The 17,523-nt window shown below is 67.6% G+C and carries 17 protein-coding genes; 6 read left to right on the forward strand and 11 right to left on the reverse strand.

The window, feature by feature from the left end; genetic code table 11:
• Window positions 1-67 precede the first annotated feature (67 nt).
• Both F0344_RS07655 and F0344_RS07660 read left to right on the forward strand, forming a co-directional pair.
• Window positions 68-499, forward strand: a complete 432-nt coding sequence (locus F0344_RS07655; RefSeq protein WP_374940071.1) for a hypothetical protein — start codon at window positions 68-70, stop codon at window positions 497-499.
• A 77-nt stretch (window positions 500-576) separates the two neighbouring features.
• Complete coding sequence (locus F0344_RS07660) at window positions 577-1,272, forward strand: hypothetical protein (RefSeq protein ID WP_185298061.1); 696 nt, start codon at window positions 577-579, stop codon at window positions 1,270-1,272.
• Between the two features lie 733 nt (window positions 1,273-2,005).
• Here F0344_RS07660 and F0344_RS07665 read toward each other — a convergent pair.
• The 3 genes from F0344_RS07665 to F0344_RS07675 all read right to left on the reverse strand — a co-directional run bounded on the left by F0344_RS07665 (window position 2,006) and on the right by F0344_RS07675 (window position 3,586).
• A complete protein-coding gene (locus F0344_RS07665; protein ID WP_185298062.1) occupies window positions 2,006-2,827 on the reverse strand; it encodes a DUF317 domain-containing protein in 822 nt (273 codons plus the stop codon).
• 15 nt (window positions 2,828-2,842) lie between these two features.
• Window positions 2,843-3,133, reverse strand: a complete 291-nt coding sequence (locus tag F0344_RS07670) for a hypothetical protein (RefSeq protein WP_185298063.1) — start codon at window positions 3,131-3,133, stop codon at window positions 2,843-2,845.
• 99 nt (window positions 3,134-3,232) lie between these two features.
• On the reverse strand, window positions 3,233-3,586 hold the full coding sequence (locus F0344_RS07675) for a DUF317 domain-containing protein (RefSeq protein ID WP_185298064.1): 354 nt from the start codon (window positions 3,584-3,586) through the stop codon (window positions 3,233-3,235).
• A 224-nt stretch (window positions 3,587-3,810) separates the two neighbouring features.
• Here F0344_RS07675 and F0344_RS07680 point away from each other — a divergent pair, with 224 nt between their 5' ends.
• Entirely contained in the window at window positions 3,811-5,124 is a 1,314-nt protein-coding gene (locus tag F0344_RS07680; RefSeq protein ID WP_185298065.1) for a hypothetical protein, read from the forward strand.
• Window positions 5,125-5,274: 150 nt separating this feature from the next.
• Complete coding sequence (locus F0344_RS07685; protein ID WP_258049748.1) at window positions 5,275-6,798, forward strand: gamma-glutamyltransferase; 1,524 nt, start codon at window positions 5,275-5,277, stop codon at window positions 6,796-6,798.
• Between the two features lie 187 nt (window positions 6,799-6,985).
• Here the strand turns inward: F0344_RS07685 and F0344_RS07690 are convergent, their stop codons facing one another.
• Window positions 6,986-7,216 carry a hypothetical protein gene (locus F0344_RS07690; RefSeq protein ID WP_185298067.1) on the reverse strand — a complete coding sequence of 77 codons (231 nt, stop codon included), beginning with the start codon at window positions 7,214-7,216 and terminating at the stop codon, window positions 6,986-6,988.
• Between the two features lie 571 nt (window positions 7,217-7,787).
• On the opposite strand from F0344_RS07690, the gene F0344_RS07695 reads away from it, so the two are divergent.
• Both F0344_RS07695 and F0344_RS07700 read left to right on the forward strand, forming a co-directional pair.
• The gene (locus F0344_RS07695; RefSeq protein WP_219732120.1) at window positions 7,788-9,077 is read left to right on the forward strand and encodes a tyrosine-type recombinase/integrase; all 1,290 of its coding nucleotides are present in this window, start codon (window positions 7,788-7,790) and stop codon (window positions 9,075-9,077) included.
• The gene (locus F0344_RS07700) at window positions 9,074-11,551 is read left to right on the forward strand and encodes a site-specific integrase (RefSeq protein WP_258049749.1); all 2,478 of its coding nucleotides are present in this window, start codon (window positions 9,074-9,076) and stop codon (window positions 11,549-11,551) included. The genes F0344_RS07695 and F0344_RS07700 overlap by 4 nt, the downstream gene beginning before the upstream one ends.
• A 110-nt stretch (window positions 11,552-11,661) precedes the next feature.
• Here F0344_RS07700 and F0344_RS07705 read toward each other — a convergent pair whose 3' ends face one another.
• The 7 genes from F0344_RS07705 to F0344_RS07730 all read right to left on the reverse strand — a co-directional run bounded on the left by F0344_RS07705 (window position 11,662) and on the right by F0344_RS07730 (window position 17,483).
• The gene (locus tag F0344_RS07705; protein WP_185298068.1) at window positions 11,662-12,291 is read right to left on the reverse strand and encodes a class I SAM-dependent methyltransferase; all 630 of its coding nucleotides are present in this window, start codon (window positions 12,289-12,291) and stop codon (window positions 11,662-11,664) included.
• Window positions 12,292-12,374: 83 nt separating this feature from the next.
• On the reverse strand, window positions 12,375-12,800 hold the full coding sequence (locus tag F0344_RS37040; protein WP_445585670.1) for a GFA family protein: 426 nt from the start codon (window positions 12,798-12,800) through the stop codon (window positions 12,375-12,377).
• Between the two features lie 119 nt (window positions 12,801-12,919).
• Entirely contained in the window at window positions 12,920-13,975 is a 1,056-nt protein-coding gene (locus tag F0344_RS07710) for a SpaA isopeptide-forming pilin-related protein (RefSeq protein ID WP_185298069.1), read from the reverse strand.
• Window positions 13,976-14,011: 36 nt separating this feature from the next.
• Entirely contained in the window at window positions 14,012-14,809 is a 798-nt protein-coding gene (locus F0344_RS07715) for a DUF317 domain-containing protein (protein ID WP_185298070.1), read from the reverse strand.
• Window positions 14,810-14,868: 59 nt separating this feature from the next.
• Entirely contained in the window at window positions 14,869-15,357 is a 489-nt protein-coding gene (locus F0344_RS07720; RefSeq protein WP_185298071.1) for a hypothetical protein, read from the reverse strand.
• Window positions 15,358-15,387: 30 nt separating this feature from the next.
• Window positions 15,388-16,260, reverse strand: a complete 873-nt coding sequence (locus F0344_RS07725; RefSeq protein WP_185298072.1) for a DUF317 domain-containing protein — start codon at window positions 16,258-16,260, stop codon at window positions 15,388-15,390.
• Complete coding sequence (locus tag F0344_RS07730; protein WP_185298073.1) at window positions 16,257-17,483, reverse strand: ATP-grasp domain-containing protein; 1,227 nt, start codon at window positions 17,481-17,483, stop codon at window positions 16,257-16,259. The genes F0344_RS07725 and F0344_RS07730 overlap by 4 nt, the downstream gene beginning before the upstream one ends.
• Between the last annotated feature and the right edge of the window lie 40 nt (window positions 17,484-17,523).

The following is a 17,523-nucleotide window of genomic DNA, read 5'->3' on the forward strand; positions in this document are numbered from 1 at the left end:
CGGGGAGTTAGGGCACGATCATGATGCGTGCAGGACGAGGAGAGAGGACGCCGGAGTGTTTCACCGAATGCGACGACGGGCCGCGGAGCCCAGCGAGGCGCAGCGCCGGTTCTTCGAGCTGTCGGCGCGGCTGGAGGGCCAGGTGCCGCCGGAGATCGAACGAGCATTGACTGCGGCGGAGCCGGCAGAGTCGGCCCCCGTGGTGGACGACTTCCTTCCGTCGGAGCTGCGCGTGCCGAGCCATGACCAGCTCGACGGCCGGATGACGTCCTGGAAGCAGCCGCTCGTCCTTGACGGCGAGATGGTCGCCTGTGCCGAGTGCGGCGCGTACCGAGACTGGCTCATCCTCTCCACCCAAGACCGGATCTGGCTGCGCTGCCGGGCGGGCCACCAGCAGCAAGAGACGCGCCTCGACACCGCCTGGTACAACCGGCACACCGGCCCCGCGGACGCGACGCACGCCACGTTCGAGGACGGCCTGCGCCACCTCGGCCACTGACCACCACCCCTGCGACCCTCCGGGCCCACGCGCCCGCACTGACCACCCGTCACCTAGCACCAAGGGGTCAGTCCACCATGCGCGTTCGCGTCGCCACCGCCCTCTCCCTCACCGCCATCACCGTCCTCGCCCTCCCGGCCTGCTCCGCCGAAACCACCAAGGCCGAGCCCAGCACCGCCTCCTCCGCTCGTACCGGGAAGCCGGCCGACACCGGCCAGAGCACCGCTCCGCTGGCGTCGGCCGCGCTGGAGAAGCGGCTGCTGGACGAGAGCGACCTCGGCTCCGGCTACCTGCGCAAGCCGGAGCGTCCCTCCCAGCACGACGACGTCACCGTCGTCGGGTGCCCCGCCCTCAACGAGCTGGGCGGCGACGCAGCGACCGGCGGCTCGCTCGACTTTCCCCGCCAGGCGAAGGCCACCTTCACCTACACCGGCGGCAGCAACTCGGAGATCTCCGAGGAGCTCTACAGCAACACCGCCGACAAGCTGTCCGACGGCATCGCCCAGATTTTCGACGCCATGACCGGGTGCCCCACCTACCAGGTCATCTCGGGCAGCACCACGATCGACATGGCCTCGCAGAAGATGACAGCACCCCAGTTCGGCGACGAGCAGTGGAGCCAGCTCCTGACCTTCTCCGCCGGTGGGCAGGACACCGTGGTGAAGCAAACCGCGATCCGTGACGGCAGCGTGCTGCTTGTCGTCTCCGGCCCCCCGGCCCTCGTCGACCGCCACCTCGCCAAGGCCCTCACCAAGGCGGCAGCAACCAGCTGACCCACATCTCCGACATGCTGCTGCCCCCGACCACCGGTCGGGGGCAGCAGTCGTGTGCGACGTGCGCCGCTGACCCATCCGGGCAGCGCCTAGACCTCGCGGCCGGGCTGGTGGAGTTCCATCGGCCCGTCCATTGAGGCGCCCTCGCCCTTGGCGAGAGCCCAGTAGCGGTCCCGAACGAGTAGTGCCACCATTCGAATCCGTAGTCGGGCCCCGTTGGATCCCAGCTCATCGGGACCGCCAAGACAGCTTCCACCAGCCTCTGCGAGACGGAACGTCCGAAGGCTGCGATTCCACCTGCTCGGGTTGCGGAGGTGGGGCGATTCTGTCCGGGCCCAGGCCGATCTTGTCCGGGTGTACGCACGCTGGCACCGCTACGTCGTCGCGGGTGTAGCGGCGCCCGTCCACCGGGTTGACTGGGCACTCCCAGGAGGGCCTGCTGTAGATCACGAACTGCTCTCGCGGGTACACCGTGGACGGGCAGAACCCGCAGACCGGCCTCGTCACGTCGTTGTGGTCCGGGTTGATGTACGGCAGCCCGGTGGGCTCCGGGATTTCCATGCAGCCAGAGGTTAGCGAGCTTCTCGCTCTGCGCCGGATTCTGCACCCCGGGCTCGGGCACCGGCTCCGAATCTCACGGCCCGCACGTGCTCTGGAGGGAAAAGCCAGAAGCCCGGCCTCCCCCTTCGGGAAGACCGGGTTTCGTACGTCGGATGAGAGGGAGCGCGGACCGCTAGCTCGCGGGTGCCCGCAGGAGTCGTTCCCTGGTGCTCTCGGGAAGCATTCGGCGCAGGACCGGTGCGGTCGAGCTGAGGGAGGTGGCGAACGCCGCGACGAGGTCGTGGGGCACGCTGGCGCCGAAGGACACCGCCCACAGGCAGGGCGTGCCGAGCACGGGCTCGGCCCATGCCTGCCATCCGGCCAGGGCCGCCTCGTCCACCTGGCTGGTCAGGGCATGCGGGTTGGCGTCCTGGATGAGGGGCGGTACCTCGCCAAGGCTGAGGTACGAGCTGAACGTGGGGTCCGTCGCTCCGCCGGTGGGCTGGTCGATGTCCCGGAGCCAGCCGTGCGCGGTGACGGCGTCGAGGACCAGCTCGGGGCCGGCGAGCGAGACGGCGGGCTGGTCGCGGGCGTCGAGCGCGACGAGGAAGTCGGCCAGAACTTCCCCGGGGACGTCGGAGGTGAAGTACGCCGACCACGCGGCGAGCGGGCTGCTCGTGTCCGCGCGAGCGGAGACCTGCCAGGCGATCGGCAGTTCCCCCAAGTGGAACGGCTCGTCCGCCAGGACCCACTGGGCCCAGCTCAGGGTGTCGGGGCTGATGTGCAGGACGGTGCTGCGCAGGACCTGCCGGGCCTCCGGGGCCTCGTCCGGCTCGTGTCGCCCGCGGACGATCGTCAGGCTCGTCCAGCCGAGGCCAGCAAGCGTGTCGGCGACGGCGTCGTAGAGGCGTCCGTCGTCACCGGCCAGGTGCCGGGGGCCTACCCAGTACGCGGACTGGGCGCTGGTCGGGGTGGACGGGTCGAGGGGGAAGTCGGGGTACAGGGGCGCCTCCAAAGGCTAGGTATGGGTCTACTTGCCGCCGGCGGTACGGCGGGCGCGGCGCGGGGGTGCCTGGACTGGGCCGTGCCAGGTCAGGGCGACGGCGACCTCGGGCGGCAGATGACCGAGCTGCGCGTCCGTCTCCCGCCCTTCGGCGAGGTAGACGACGGGCTGACCGGTCTCGTCCACGGACTGCACGACCCGCTCCACCTGGTGGGCCATCGGAAAGAACGGGTTCATCGCAAGGCGCACCGGCAGATCACGGTCGCAGGCGGTCAATAGGTCGATGAGATCGCCGACGGTCATTTCCGTGTGCGGCATGGACAGCCTCCTTGTGTGGGGGAAAGCGGTGAGCGGTGGAACTGTCATTCCCACGGCATTCCTGAGCACCGCCGAGACTTCCAACTCGAGTCTCTGACGTCAGACACGCCGGGAGGTTTCCAGCACGCGCGCCACTGCGGCGGCGACGACTTCGGCCGGCGTTTCGGTGTCGAAGGACAGGTGGTAGCCGCGTACCTTGGCCGTGCCGGTGACGGCGACTTTCCATCCCTCGCCGTTGGTGCCGGGGCGGCCGATCGGAAACCAGCCGAGATAGAAACGGCCATCACGGCTACTAACGTGCACGTCCGCACGGTCGTCCACGATCAGGTGGAAATCCTCGGCGGAGAACTGGTCCAGGACGAGCGTGGGCTGCCCCGGACCAAGTCGCCAATCACGCAGACGCAGGGCTTTGGTGGTGGTGGAAAATCCCGGGCTGACAGGCACTACGGTCACGAGCAATCACCTCTCTGACCTGGTGTTTCTTGCAAGGTCGTCTACGTTGACATGCCCCTGCCCGCGTTGGCCAGTCTTTCCGCGATTTTTCCTGTCTGCCCCCGGCGAACTGCTATTCCAAGTCACTTCGCGTCGAACTCACGAAGTCACCCCACGGGAAACGGGTGGCCGACCGGGGGCCTATGGGTGCATGCTGGCCCGTTTCCCATCGTGAGGAGAAGCAGATGGACATCCGGCCCCTTGAAGATTTGCGCGCCGCGGACGATCTGTCGCTGGCGTTCAACCCCTATGGGCTCGGCGGCCGTATGAAGCCCGAGGACGCTGCGGAGTTCCAGCAGCGTCAGATCGCCGACTGCGACCTGGCGGCGGGTGTCGCGGCTGGAACACGCGACTCCTTCGAGCGGCTGCGCACCGTCTTCGCATATGGCGTGCTGTGCTACGACGTGTACACCATGGTCGGCGACCAGGCGCTCCTCATCTACGAGCAGGCGTTGCGCGACCGCTTCATGGAGTGGTGCGCCGGCACTATCACCTTCCGCCTCACCCAGGGCCCGGACGTCTCCTACACCGTCACGTCGTACGACGACGTCAAGAAGCACGCGGGCAAAATGATGCGAGAACGGGCGAAGCTGGTCGTAGCCACCCACGCCATCGACTTCAACGGAATGCTGCACGGGCTCCGTCTGTGGGCGCGTGCGGCGGGTCTGCTCCGCGGGCGGCGCAGCCGCGGGGTCGAGGACGCGCTCGCCAAGCTGCGTAACTACGTTGCCCATCCCTCCGGCCACCATGTCGACACCCCCGTCGAGGCGGCCCGGACCGTGCGGGATCTGGCGGAGCTGATCAACCAGCTGTGGGGGCAGGCCACTCCCAATGGGCGCCTGTACCCGGCCCCTCTGCGTCGGGAGATCGTCGTGCTGAGCTGGAACGGTTCCGGGCGGGCGCGGATGGAGCCCGCCAGCTCTCTCACCGCCCCCGACCTCATGGAAGATCAGGAGGCCGATGCGTACCAGCACGTCGTGGTGCGGGCCATCCCCTTCGTATCGGGCAGTCGCTGGGATGACGCTCACTGGGCGGAGTTCGACACTCGCTACGAGACCACACGGTTCCCGACGGATTACCTGTGGGGGCCGGGCACCCGAGAGGAGGCCCGGGTGTGGCTGGAGCAGGAGCGCCCCGAGGGGGACAGCGTCGACTTCACCGACCGGGTGTTCCTCGTCCAGGACCACGAACGCCTGATGCCGCCGATGCGGCCGGCGGTAGCGGCTGGGCTGCCCGACGACAAACGCGTCGGGGTCTGGCATGCCGTTCGGGCCGACTTTCCCGACGACGCCTTCGCGCACGTCCGAGGCTCCGGGGACCGCAGCGCCGGCCATGCCCGCCGCCCCGGTGATTGTTCTGCCTGTTCTGCTGAGGTCCTTGGACTCGGCTCCTACGACGAAGCCCTCCACGCTGCAGCAGCCGCTCTCGGACCGATCCAGGCGGTACGGCTGCCCTCCGTCCGGCTGCCTCCGTCGATTTTCTGGCCCGACCGACCCTGAGCGGCGCAACGCGGCGAGGCGGACGGCAGGCCGACAACATCCATCGCCATCGGACATGGCCGCGACTGCGCCATGGCGACGGGAGTCAGCAGATCGGCGGCCCGTTGCACGGCGCCCGGAAGGGTCCAGACCCGTGCCAGAGTGATCCTCATGATCCCTGCACACATCGTCGACGAGCCGCCGCTCACCTACGCCGACAGCTTCGACGTACCGGTCCTGTTCCGTAACGGACCCGCGAACAAGCCCAAGAGGCAGTGGCGCACGGCGAAGCATGAGGCGTGGAGCGCGTCGGACGGGTTCCCGGCAACTGACGGCTGGTACGCCCCGACCACCACGTGGCGGGAAATCATCAAGGCCGCCACCGAGGTCGGCCGCGACGTCACCCCGCACCTGCAGAACCAGCCCCGGTACGCGCATGGGGAACTCGTCGCCCGGGTCTCCCCGCTGTACGCCTACCTTGGCGCGCACCCCGTCACACCCCGGCACCCCATACCGGGCGCAAAGGGCCAGCGCCTGACCCTGAACCCGGTGTACGAGCACGGCACCGAACGCACTGCGAAGAACGCCGCCGCCTACCGGCTGGGCATGACGATGACCGAGTGGGCGTGCCGCTCCCTGCTGGGACTCGGACAGACCCACCACCTCGAACTCGGCGGCCCCATCCCCGCCCTGAGCGGCACGTTCAAGGACCCGAAGAGGACGCTGCCCGACCTGTGGGGACGGCACGAGGCGGAAGAGATGTACTGGCTGATCGAGGCCAAGGGCGGCAGCGTCGGCGTCGGCGAGCTCCGCAAGGGGTGGGCACAACTGGAGGCCGGCAGCAAGATTCTCGGCTCCTACAAGCACCGCATCGTCCTGGTCGGGGCGTCCGTTCGGCCCGGAGACGACCTCTTCCTCACGATCGACCATGACCTGTACTCCGGCGAGCCGCCCCTCCCCCCGGCCGGATCCGGCGCTGACGACGCAGCGGTCGGCCCCGGCAACCTCGAAGACCACCTCGGGGACAGCGACGATGCGCTCATCGGTGCGGCCCGTGCCCAGATGCTCGCTTACCTGGCGCTGCGCTCCGCTCCCTCCTCTCAGTTGCGCACGGTACCGGTACCGGCCGACCGCGCTTCCCGCCACCGGCGTTCCGGGCTGACCACCCCCTTGGAAAACGACGACCTCACCCTTTCCATGCGTGCGGACGCCCGCGGAGCGGCGCTCCATATCGAGTCGCACACCCTGCGCGCCCAGATCCGCTCCTGGGGGCTCGACGACTTCCTCACCTGCCGCATCCCTGGAACCGAGGTCCACCTCGGCATGTCCAGAAAGCTGTTCGCCGCCTGCGCACGCCTCCACGAAGAAGATCTGGCCATCTCCCAGCGCACCCCGGGACTGCGCGCCGAGGATCAGCTGGCCCTCGACCAGGGGCTCAGCGACGAAGACCAGGAAGTACAACGACTCACCCAGCGAAGGATCTTCCGCGAGCAGCAGGAGGAAGCCCGCCCACGGCTGCGCCCCCTACTCCGCGACGCCTACGAGCGGGGAACGACGAGCGACTGGAGCGACCTGCTGCGCCGTCCCCAGGAGCCGAAGCTCGACCTGGAAGGCGACGAGGGTCTCCTCGAAGCAGCCACGCCGGAAACGTACCTGGCCGTCAGCCGCTACGACCTGCCTCCCGCACGCACCTAGTCCGGCCCGGGCGGCGTCCGGGGTGCCGCGTCTGTGGGTGGTCTGCCGTGTGGACGGGCACCGGCCGTGGCGCATCAGCGTGGACGTGCTCCCCGACCAGGATGTCCTCGCCGGCATCGGGTAGGCGGGGCCGGCTCGGACGATGGCGACTGCTTGGCAGCGCAGCATTACCCGGCCGGCCCATGGTCTAGCAGGCTTCGGCAGTTCCGCCCTCGGGCCTGAAGAAGGCAACGACGGCCCTGCGCAGCTGCGTAGCCAACTTGCGGGCGTCGCGTAGGTGGCTGCGTGCTGCTTCGGCTTCCTTGTACGTCTTGGTCACCCCGCGCAGCGTTCTCGTCACCTTCTCGCTGAACTGGGCGAGACGCTCGAGAAGCTCGATGCATGAGGACACGATGGAGGGGCGGGGTTCTGTAGCCATGCGATCAGTCTTATCGCCTGTTGGGCGTCTTGTCCGGGACTTGCGTAATGAGACGCCCTCAGCCCGAACGGGGTGGGAGCATCGCCCTGAATAGGCGTTAGGACGGCAGCAGGTAGCGTCGGAAACGGTTCGTCCGAACCGTTTCCGGGATTTCCGGTCGAGCCGCGGTAAGGCGTTCAGGAACTGGTTCGGTCGAAGTGTCAGAGCTCCCAGTCCGCCGAGGCAAAAGGTGGCCTCGCTGATCGCAGATGAGGGCTGCAATGCCCGCGGGGACGCGCCGATCTCGTACCGGGGCTCAGCGCAAACCGTCATGTCCGGCGCTGCGGGTCGGGCGCGAGCGTGATAGCCATCCAAGGCGCCGCCTCCTCGCGGTAGCTGTATCCGACCGGGGCCAGTTCAGCGCTGCGGGAAAGACTGAAGATCGCAACCATGATCATGTCCGAGCCGTCCGCGACGGAGGTGAGCTGGGTGCGGCAGCGCTGGCAGGACCCTCGATGAAGCGTCGGGCCTGTTAACCGAACTAACTCAGCTGTCTTCGCAGGTCAGAACAGGTATCTGCTAGCTTCCCGATGTGCTTGATGAGCAGCGGTCCGGAAGGGACCTGAAGAACTTTGTCCTGCCAGAGTTAGGCCAGTTGCTGAAGACGGGAGATCCCTGGGAGCCGTACAGGGTGCTGGATGGACGCGGGAGGCCGGTCGAGCCCGCTGCGCTCTACCTCAAGGAGCTGATGGCGAGGGACAGCTCGCCGTTGACGCCACGTTCGTACGGCATGGATCTGCTGCGCTGGTTCCGGTTCTTATGGGCGCTCGGGATCGAGTGGGACCGTGCGACCCGGGAAGACGCCCGGGACTTCATGTTGTGGATGAAGGTGGCGGACAAGCCAAAGCGTGTCCATTGGCGCCATCGCGGCAAGGCTCTCTCCAAGGTCCCGCCGCCTCGCATTGACAGGCCGACACCGGGGACGCCGAATCCGGTGACTGGTAAACCCACGGTCGGGACCAAGTACTCGCCGGCAACCCGTGCTCATTGCGAGACGGTGCTGCGGGAGTTCTACAACTTCCATCTGGATGGAAACACCGGTTCGTTGCTGGTGAACCCCTTCCCGTTGGCCCGTGGGCGCCGCTCGTCCCAGCTCGGGACACAGCGTGATGGTGGGCAGAAGCACCGGAACCGACGCACGGGCCTCTACCGGCCGACCGTTCCGCAGCGGGTCCCGCGGCGGATTCCTGACGAGATGTTCACCAAGGTCTTTGCCGGGCTCCGCTCTCATCGTGACCGCGCCTTGCTGGCCTTCTGGGTCGCTACTGGCGCCCGCGCCGAGGAGCTGCTCACGGTCAAGCAGGGCGGCGCGGTTGTCGGCGAGCAGACCGTCAGTGTGATCCGCAAGGGCACCCGCGACTACCAGGACCTGGCCACCACCCCGGACGCGTTCGTCTGGCTGCGGCTCTACCAAGAGTCCGCCTGGAAGAAGGGCGTCCCTCGAGGCCGTCACCATCCGCTGTGGTGGACGCTGCGGCGCCCATGGCGGCCGCTGGAGTACGACGCGGCACGCATGATGTTCAACCGCGCCAACGATCTCCTGGGCGCCAACTGGACCCTTCACGATCTGCGGCACACGGCGACGTTCCTCATGCTCGATGACCCGAACATGCCGCCGGTCTACGTGCAAAAGATCCTCGGCCACAAGTACCTGTCGACCCTGGACATCTACAACCGTCCGACCAGGGACGACGTCATCAGAGCCGGCCTTGCCCACCACGCCCGTCAGGAGAAGCGACGCGAGGAGACTCCTGTGCCTGTTGACGAGCCGTCCTACAACCCCGATTCCTTGTCCATCCTCTTCGGCCGGGACGCGTCATGACGAGCACTGCGACCCACGTCGGCTCGAGCTTCGTTCCGCGGGTCACAAGCATGGTGGGCGCCGAAGCGCTCACGCTGATGAACCGATTCCCGTATCGGGAACGACCAAGCACGTGGGAAGCGACCTCGGTCACGCGTGAAGAGGTCCTTAAGCGGCTGATTCGCCCACCGCTACGAGCTGTGGAACCCAGCGCCCAGGCGAATCGGATGTTCGGGGCCCGTCTCCTCCTCGACTGGCTAATGACTTTTCCGGGAGAAACCTGGCAACAGCGCTGGCAGAAGAGCCCTGCCCACGGCCAGCACATTGCGTCGCAGGGGTGGCGGGATGCCTTCGCAGCCTGGGCCCGCCCGGAAGGGCGAGTATCTCGCCGTGAAACGCTCCTCGTCGGGCTGCTGGCGCTGCTCTGCGCGGATGCCGTCAGACCCGACCCGGAATTCCTCATCGGGTCAAGATCGCGGCATCTTCGGCCGGCTCTGGAGACCACACGCGACCCCGAGGGGTTCGCCCGCTTGAGGGCTTCACTGCCGACGAACATCTCGGCTGCGAATATCTCGTCCGGACTGAAGACCATCGCGGAGATCTTGGCCTGCCGAGGCGGTGCCATCGAGGACATCGTCGTCGGCGATCTGCTGCTCTGGCAGAGCAAGAATCCGAGCAACAGCAATGGACGAATCCAGCTCGCCTACACCTGGCTACGCGACTTGGGTCTCTTTCCAGCAGACGCACCGCACACACTGTTCCGGATCTCGAACCGCACCGGGCAACTCACCCCAGCGGACCTTGTCGACCGCTACGAACTGCAGTGCCGTCCGATCCGCGACCTCTTGGTCGCCTACCTCTCCCATCGGTCCGTAGGGCTCGACTTCACGACACTGCAGGCGCTCACGATCTCGCTGGCGCTTCGGTTCTGGGGCGACCTGGAGCGGCATCATCCGGGCATCGACTCTCTTCGGCTTCCTGCCGAGGTGATCACTGCCTGGAAGGTCCGCCTCGCCACGAAGACCGTCCGCAAGCGTCTGCCCGACGGATCATTTCGTGAGTTCACAGAGCCACGCCGAGGTGCAATCGGGATCAAAACCCAGGTCAGAGCCTTCTACCTGGACCTGGCGGAGTGGGCAGTGGAAGACCCCGGCCAGTGGGCTGCCTGGGTGGCGCCCTGCCCGATCAGCGAAGCCGAGTGCTCGGGAAGAAAGGCTGAGAAGCAGCTCAAGGCCCGCATGGACCAACGTACTCGCGAGCGCCTGCCGGCGCTGCCCACGCTGGTGAAGACGGCTCACCGCCTGCTGAAAGAGGCCACGATGCGTCTCGATGCACTCAACGCTGCCCCGCTCGGTTCGGATTTCAGCGTGCTTGGTGAGACGTTCAGGGTTCCGCGCTTCAGTAAATGCGCTGACGGGCGTCCGATCCATGCCTGGGATGCGAAGGGCACCCGGCGCTCGTTCGCGGGTGAGGAGCGCAGCGCATTCTGGGGGTGGGCTGCCATCGAGATCTTGCGGCAGACCGGCATCCGCATCGAGGAACTCCTCGAGCTGGGGCATCACAGCATCGTCACCTACAAGCTCCCTACCACCGGACAGACCGTTCCACTCTTGCAGATCGCCCCGTCGAAGACGGATCAAGAGCGACTTGTCTTGGTCACGCCGGAGCTGGCGGACGTGTTAAGCACGGTCGTCTCTCGAGTCCGAGGCTCGGACGGAAGAGTCCCTGTTCTTCGTAGCTATGACCACTATGAACGGGTCTGGAACCCGCCGATGCCTCTCCTGTTCCAGGATCGCTCTGGTGGCTACCTGCGTCCGCTGTCACGAGCGACGATCCGTCGGGGACTCGACGTCACCTTGTTGGCCTCAGGTCTGACGGACAGCGCGGGTGACCCCCTCATCTTCCAGCCCCACGACTTCCGCCGGATCTTCATCACGGACTCCATCCTCAACGGCCTGCCACCTCACATCGCCCAGGTCATCGCTGGTCACGACCACATCGGAACGACGATGGGATACGCCGCGATCTACCCCACTGATGCCATCGAGGCACATCGAGCGTTCATCGCCCGGCGCCGGGCTCTGCGGCCTGCCGATGAATACCGCACCGTCACACCTGAGGAATGGGGAGAGTTTCTCGGACACTTTGAGCGCCGCAAGCTCGCCCTGGGCGACTGCGGCCGTGCATACGGAACTGACTGTGCTCACGAACACGCTTGTGTCCGATGCCCCGTCCTGATCGTCCACGCGACAGAGCGTCCCCGGCTTGTCGAAATCCGCGACAACCTCCTCGCGCGCATCTTGGAAGCCGAAAGGGAAGGCTGGTTCGGCGAGATCGAGGGGCTGCAGAGCAGCCTGACCCACGCCGAGGAGAAGCTTGCCCAACTCGACGCCCAGATCTCCCAGAAGCAGGAGTCTGTCGACCTGGGGATTCCTACCTTCCGGGAGATCGCTGCTCGTACCAGTGGGGTGGCAACCCCGCCGGGGCCTGCGTGACTGAATGGCATTACTCCGGCGTGCTCAGCGGACACCGCCGCAGAGCGCGGCGCTTGGACGGCTTCAGCCACGGATAATCTACGCCTCCTCGGCCCCACCACGGGCCAGTTCTACGGGCTGCGGGCCAGTAGGTGGGTGTCGAGGAAGCCCCGCTCTGACGCCGGGTCGTGGAGCAACCGAGCCACCATGACGAGTCCGGCCCCGGTCAGCAACTCGGCAAACTGGTCCGCCGGCCAGCTATAGGCAGGCGCCACCTTGTGGTCGAAGCGGACAGGCTCCGGCCCCTCGGTTCCGAAGAAGGACGCCAGGAGCAGGCCCCCTGGTGCCAGGACACGCACCAGCTCATCGAGTAGCGCGGGCAATTCTTCAGGCGGGGTATGGATCATCGCGTAGTGGGCCAACACTCCACCAAGCGCGCCGTCCTCGACCGGCAGGGCCTCCATTCGTGCTTCGTCGAACCGCAGCCCCGGATGGGCCCGCCGGGCGTGGGCGACCATAGCCGGGGAGAGGTCAAGCCCGAAGGAGTCCAACCCCAAGTCGTGCAGCATGGCCGTCAAGTGGCCGGGTCCGCACCCGACGTCGGCTGCCCGTAGGTTCCCCGTGCCACGCACGAGCTCGGCGAAGGTGCCGATCATGTTCCGCGCGAACGGCTGCGTCTCCAACCGATTAGCGAACAGCGATGCATACAGTTCGACGACCCCGTCGTAGGCCGTCCTGGTCTCGTCCTGGTATTTCCACACGGGGAGGAAGCTAACACCCGCGCCGTTCACAGCAGTTCTCCGGCCCCATACCGGCCCCCTTCCCCGCAGGACTGATCGTCCTGTCACTGACCACGGGACGCCTCGGTAGTTCGGAGAAGCCAAGTGGAGAAGTACGTCGGCGCACCTACCGGGCCCGTCCACTTCAGAGCGTCCCTGTGGAATCCGACCCACGCCATCGCCGGCGCTCCGGACAGGCGCGTGCAGTGCTCGCAGGAGCAGAGGTGGGGGTCGTTCGGAATACCGGTCGCCTGGTACGCGTGGTCGCCACACTGACAGTGCCCGGTCCATAGGTCGGGGACGACGATCGACTCGGCCATGGGTGGCTCCTCTGGTGCGAGAACTCTGATTTCCTGCGGCAGCTTGCCGCACCTCTGCACGCTCGCGCTGGCGTTCGGTATTGCCCGACACCAAAGAGGCGGCAAGTCCACCCCTGACGGTGAACGCGCGTACGAGTCTTCACGGTTCGGCGATACCCAAGGGCCATGCATGGGCGGGCGGGTGAATCGGCCGCATTGCACACCGCCTCCGCTCGCATCGGATACGCATCCACGACAGAACCCCCGGGATCGAATGATTCCGGGGGCTCTGCGTCATACCGTGAGTAAGGTCAGCTCTCGCTAGGTCCGTCGTCGGTGGAACTGTCCGTGCGTCGGCGGCGAGCCGCGATGAGGGCGGCGCTGCCCGCGACGACGAAGAGTCCGCCACTGCCGAGGATCCACGGGGTCGCGTCGGCTCCGGTATGGGCGAGGGAGCCGGTCGGGGTCTTCGGCGTCGTTTCCTCGGTCGCGGTTGCCTCCGGGAGAAGTGAGGATTCGGCGTCCGGTGTGGCGGAGTCGGCGGGGGTGGGCTGCGCCCCGTCTGAGGGGATGTCGGTCGTCTTGTCCGTCGGCTTCTCGGAGGGGTCGTCGGGCTTCGGCGTGGGCTTGTCCGTCGGCTTCTCGGACGGGTCGGGCTTCGGTGTGGTTGAGGTCTTGGCGTTGGTGACGGTCACGGTGACCGGGGCACCGGGGCCTGCGGCGAAGGTCTTCGCGGGCTTGTAGAGGTCGTAGCCCTGGGGAGCCTTGACCTGCTTGACCCAGAACTCAGTCTTTCGGCTGGTCATGGGCAGCTCACCCGTGGCCGTCCCCTGCGACCCGGTAGTGAGGGTGAGCAGCGTGTCGCTGCCCGTTCCGATGTTCACGGTGGAGCCGGGCAAGAGCTTTCCCGTCTTGTCGTCCTTGGCCTGGAGGAGGACCTTGGCGGCTTTGAACGGGTCGGTGATCGTCAGCCGCGCGGTCGCGCCTGGGGTGACGATGACGTCTTGGTCGGCAACGACCTCGTGGAGCGGGCTTCCGGAAAACGTTTCCTTCAGCCGATAGATGCCGGGAGGGAGGTCGGGGAAGGTCAGCTTCCCCTGTGCGTCGGTCTTCCCGCGCCCGGTCTCTTGACCGGTGGCATCGAGGAGGAGGAACGCCGCGCCCGACAGAACGTCCCCGGCGGTGTCCTTCTTGGTGATCGCGATGCTGCCTGCGTCCGGAGCGGGGGTCTCGATGGGAGAGGTGGAGGCGGAGGGTGTCGGCTCGGACGGCTGGGCGGATGCGGTTGGCGCCCAGGTGAGGGTGCCGGTCACCGCGGCGGCGAGGGCAGCCGATCGGACGGCGCCGCGGACGATACGAGCATGCACAGGGAAGGGGCTCCTTGATCAGGTGGGGTGGAGAAGTCATCGAGGACGGCCGGCAGCCGAGGCTGCTGGCGGCGGGGCGACGGGTGAGTAGCTGGGCGGTTGCTTGGTTGTCGGGTTGGCGACGCGGAGGTGCTGGCGTGTGGGGAAGGCGATGTCCTGGACGGTGCGCTGCAACGGTTCGGTGGAGATCAGCGAGGCGGTGAAGGCCGCGACGAGTGTCGGGGGCGTGCTGAACGAGAAGCGCGCTTGCCAGTGCGGTCTTGGCTTGGGTCCGCTCCAGGCCAGCCATTGAGGTCCGGCGGAGCCGAGGATTCCGTCGGCCGCATACCAGTGCCGCACGGTGCCGTGCCCATCCGGGGAGCGGAAGGTCTGGGTGCCGTCGGTCTTGATGTCGTGGCTCCAGCCGCGGGCGAGCAACGGTGTGTACGCCTCATGCGGTGCCGTTGTGTCCGCGAACAGCCGGTCGTGGTCGCTGTCGCGGTCTTCCAGGTAGAGGTCGAGAAGGCGGGCGTGGAGGTCGTGCAGCAGCTCGATGGGGGTGGTGGCGTCGAGCGAGATCCGCCAGACCGCCGATTCGAATGGGCGATGGTTTGCAGCGATGGTCCACGTCCCCTTGTCCAGACTTGTGGGGTGCGCGGCGAAGCGGGTCCACAGGCGCAGACACGGGCTGTGGGTATAGGCCGTGTCCTCATCGAGCTGGTGCAGTGCCCAGTTCTCGTCGAAGGGGAAGGGCCAGGCCGTCTTGAGGTCCATAGGACCGGGGCCGGCGAGATGGCGCGGGAGGATCTTCACGGCCTCGGCTGAGTCGAGGCCGCCGAGGGGATCGGGAGACATGCAGGGGCTCCTGCCGGGAAGCCTGCGCGGAACGCTGGGCGGTGGGTTCGGGCTGAGGATCAGCGCGCGCGGCCACCACTGAGAGTGGCGGGCGGGGAGGGAACCGTACGGGCTGCGCGGCCCGCAGATCGGCCCGACGCTGACGCGGGCCAGGCACCGGGGAACCAGACTGCGCTGTACTGCTCGATGGCGTCGCGCAGCCCGGTGGTGACGGCGCCCTCCCACGGTGGCTGGCCGGGGCGGTGGTACGTGTCGAACGTGCCGTACTGCTTGGTGCGCACCATGGTGCGCTGGGCTTCGTCTCGGCGGTGGAAGGTTCCGTGGTCCACGAAGCTGAGGGCCACGGCGTCGATCTCTCCGCGGTCCGCGTGGATGATCGCCAGGCGCAGGCCGCCGTAGGTGTCCGCGTGGATCGTTCCGGTAAAGCCGATCCGCAGACGCAGGGGTGCGCCCGGGGCTGGGGTGGCGTAGTAGGTGTTGCCCACGACGGCGTGGTCGGTGAAGGGGAGGCACAGTTCGGCGAAGAACTCGGGGGCCTGCAGGGACAAGAGGTCTCTCCGGTCGGGGTCGTGCTGGGGTTATCGGCGCGGGCCGGGCAGGGCCGGGCGGCTGGTGGTGCTCCAGCGCGGGACGCTGGGAGGCGGGAGGGCGGCCGGACGGCGTGATGAGGCGGCCCGTTGGAGGTCGAGTGGGGTGGGGGCCGACGGCTCTGAAGGCAGGATGGGAGTGAGGTGGGCCATGCCCTTGATGTAGCTGTAGGTGTCCTGTCGCCACCGGGGAAACGGTGCCGGGTCGGATACGCACTGGGTGACGGCGGCCAGCAGGGCGACTGGGGTATCGGTACTGGCGGTGGCGTACCAGGCGGGCCGGTCGATGGACTTGCCGACCCACAGGTGCCAGCGGGCGTCGCGTGTGGTCAGCTCGGCTTCTGGATCGAGGTCGCCGGTGGTGACCTCCATTCCGGCCAACCGGTCCGGCGACTGAACCGCGAAGATGCCCTGACGGCGACGCTCTATCTCCCAGCCCTGCTGGAAGAGTGGGCCCACGGCTCGGGCGGGGTCGTGCTCGTCGGTCCGGGCGTCCGGCCGGGCGAGGTAGGCGTCCGGCCCCTGTTCATAGGCTCCCGCGAGTGCGGTGGTGAAGGCTTGCACGAATTCGGTGGGGGTTCGGTCGTTGAAGCAGACGCCCCAGGCCGGCGGGCCGAACGCGTCCTTGTAGGCGTTGATGCGCCATAGCCCGTCGTCCTCACCTTCGGGGAGGTAACCCAGGCGCACGCGCCGGTCGGGGGCGGTCACGTAGGCGTTGCCGAGGTCGTCGTGCTGGAGGTCCCAGCCGAGGCCCAGGAGCGGAGCGAGGGCGGGGTCGCCAATCCCGGTCGTAGAGGCGAGATAGCGCGGGGAGACGAAGACATCCCCGTCGATGGCGAAGCGCGGATCGCTCTCCGGGGTCATCGGTCGACCTGCGTGGTGACGGTGATCTCGTCGGCGGCCGTGTCGAGCCGGTCGTTGACCTCGGTAGTGTCGCGGCCGGTGACGATGTAGAACCCGGCCCTGGCAGTGAACAGGTCGCCCTCGGGCGGCAGTAGGAGCGGGTCGCCGACCTTGCGGATCCACTGGACCTGCCGCAGCCAAGGGGTGTGGGCGGCGAACGGCTGGTTGATCTGCCGTTCCGTGAGGGTGCCGGAGGCCGCCGGGTAGAGCATGCGGATTCCCGCAGCCTGCTGACGGCTGGGGGTGATGTCCGGGTTGTGCCCGCAGGCGAGGGCGGCGGCGGCCCGGGGAAGGTCGATGCCGGTGGCAAGGCGGACGAGGTGGCCGATCATGTCGCCGCCCAGACGTGCGTTCACCTCGATCAGCCGGGGCTGGCCGTCGACCATGCGCACCTCGACGTGCTGCACGCCGTCGGTGATTCCCAGGGCCTTGACCGCGGCAGCGGCGACCGGAGCGACCTGGGCGAGGAGCGGATCGCGAGCATCGACGGTGTGCCCGGTCTCGTCGAAGTACGGTGCGGGCCCGAGACTTTTACGGGTCACCGCGACGGCAGTGGTTACGCCACGGTGGGTAACGCATTCGACGGAGACCTCCGGCCCGTCGAGGTACTCCTCGACCAGGACGGCGGTGTCCTCGCGGCTCTGGCTCGCCCCTGAGGCGAACGCGAAGGCGGCGGGCAGTTCCTCAGGCTGGTCGATGCGGATCACGCCGATGCTTCCAGCGAACGCGGTGGGCTTGATGACGGCCGGATAGCCGATGGTCATCGTCGCCAGTCCGGCCTCCAACAGCGTCTGGGCCTTCATTGACGCGGCCGACGGCACCCCGTGGCGGGCGAACAGGCTGCGGGCGGTGGCCTTGTTGCGGCAGGCCCGCATCACCTCCACAGGGTTCGCCGGCAGGCCGAGTCCGCGGGCAAGGCGGGCGGCGGGGACGAGGTGCCACTCGTCCCAAGTGACGGCACCGGCGAGTTCGTGACGTGCCGCCAAGGCCCGGCCGGCCGCCAGCAGGGCGGTGTCGTCATAGAGATCGACGACGGCATGGTCGACGATGTACGGCCTTTCCCACGAGGGCTCGGTGCCGGTGAGCAGGACGACGTCGTAGGCGGCGGCGACCTGCTCAAGACAGTACGAGCGATACGTCTCATCGCCAGGAGAAACGACGAGGACGAGGGGGCGTGCGGACAAGAAGAGGTTCTCCGAATCGGTGGACAGCAGGACGGGGGGA

Origin of the sequence: Streptomyces finlayi, from assembly GCF_014216315.1 — a bacterium.
In the GTDB taxonomy this organism is placed as follows: domain Bacteria; phylum Actinomycetota; class Actinomycetes; order Streptomycetales; family Streptomycetaceae; genus Streptomyces; species Streptomyces finlayi_A.

Bases quoted from the DNA above. Each gene is read 5' to 3' on its own strand.
- F0344_RS07655 (WP_374940071.1), top strand. From the start codon at position 68: ATGCGACGACGGGCCGCGGAGCCCAGCGAGGCGCAGCGCCGGTTCTTC.
- F0344_RS07660 (WP_185298061.1), top strand. From the start codon at position 577: ATGCGCGTTCGCGTCGCCACCGCCCTCTCCCTCACCGCCATCACCGTC.
- F0344_RS07670 (WP_185298063.1), bottom strand. From the start codon at position 3,133: ATGCCGCACACGGAAATGACCGTCGGCGATCTCATCGACCTATTGACC.
- F0344_RS07680 (WP_185298065.1), top strand. From the start codon at position 3,811: ATGGACATCCGGCCCCTTGAAGATTTGCGCGCCGCGGACGATCTGTCG.
- F0344_RS07685 (WP_258049748.1), top strand. From the start codon at position 5,275: ATGATCCCTGCACACATCGTCGACGAGCCGCCGCTCACCTACGCCGAC.
- F0344_RS07690 (WP_185298067.1), bottom strand. From the start codon at position 7,216: ATGGCTACAGAACCCCGCCCCTCCATCGTGTCCTCATGCATCGAGCTT.
- F0344_RS07700 (WP_258049749.1), top strand. From the start codon at position 9,074: ATGACGAGCACTGCGACCCACGTCGGCTCGAGCTTCGTTCCGCGGGTC.
- F0344_RS37040 (WP_445585670.1), bottom strand. From the start codon at position 12,800: ATGCATGGCCCTTGGGTATCGCCGAACCGTGAAGACTCGTACGCGCGT.
- F0344_RS07715 (WP_185298070.1), bottom strand. From the start codon at position 14,809: ATGTCTCCCGATCCCCTCGGCGGCCTCGACTCAGCCGAGGCCGTGAAG.
- F0344_RS07725 (WP_185298072.1), bottom strand. From the start codon at position 16,260: ATGACCCCGGAGAGCGATCCGCGCTTCGCCATCGACGGGGATGTCTTC.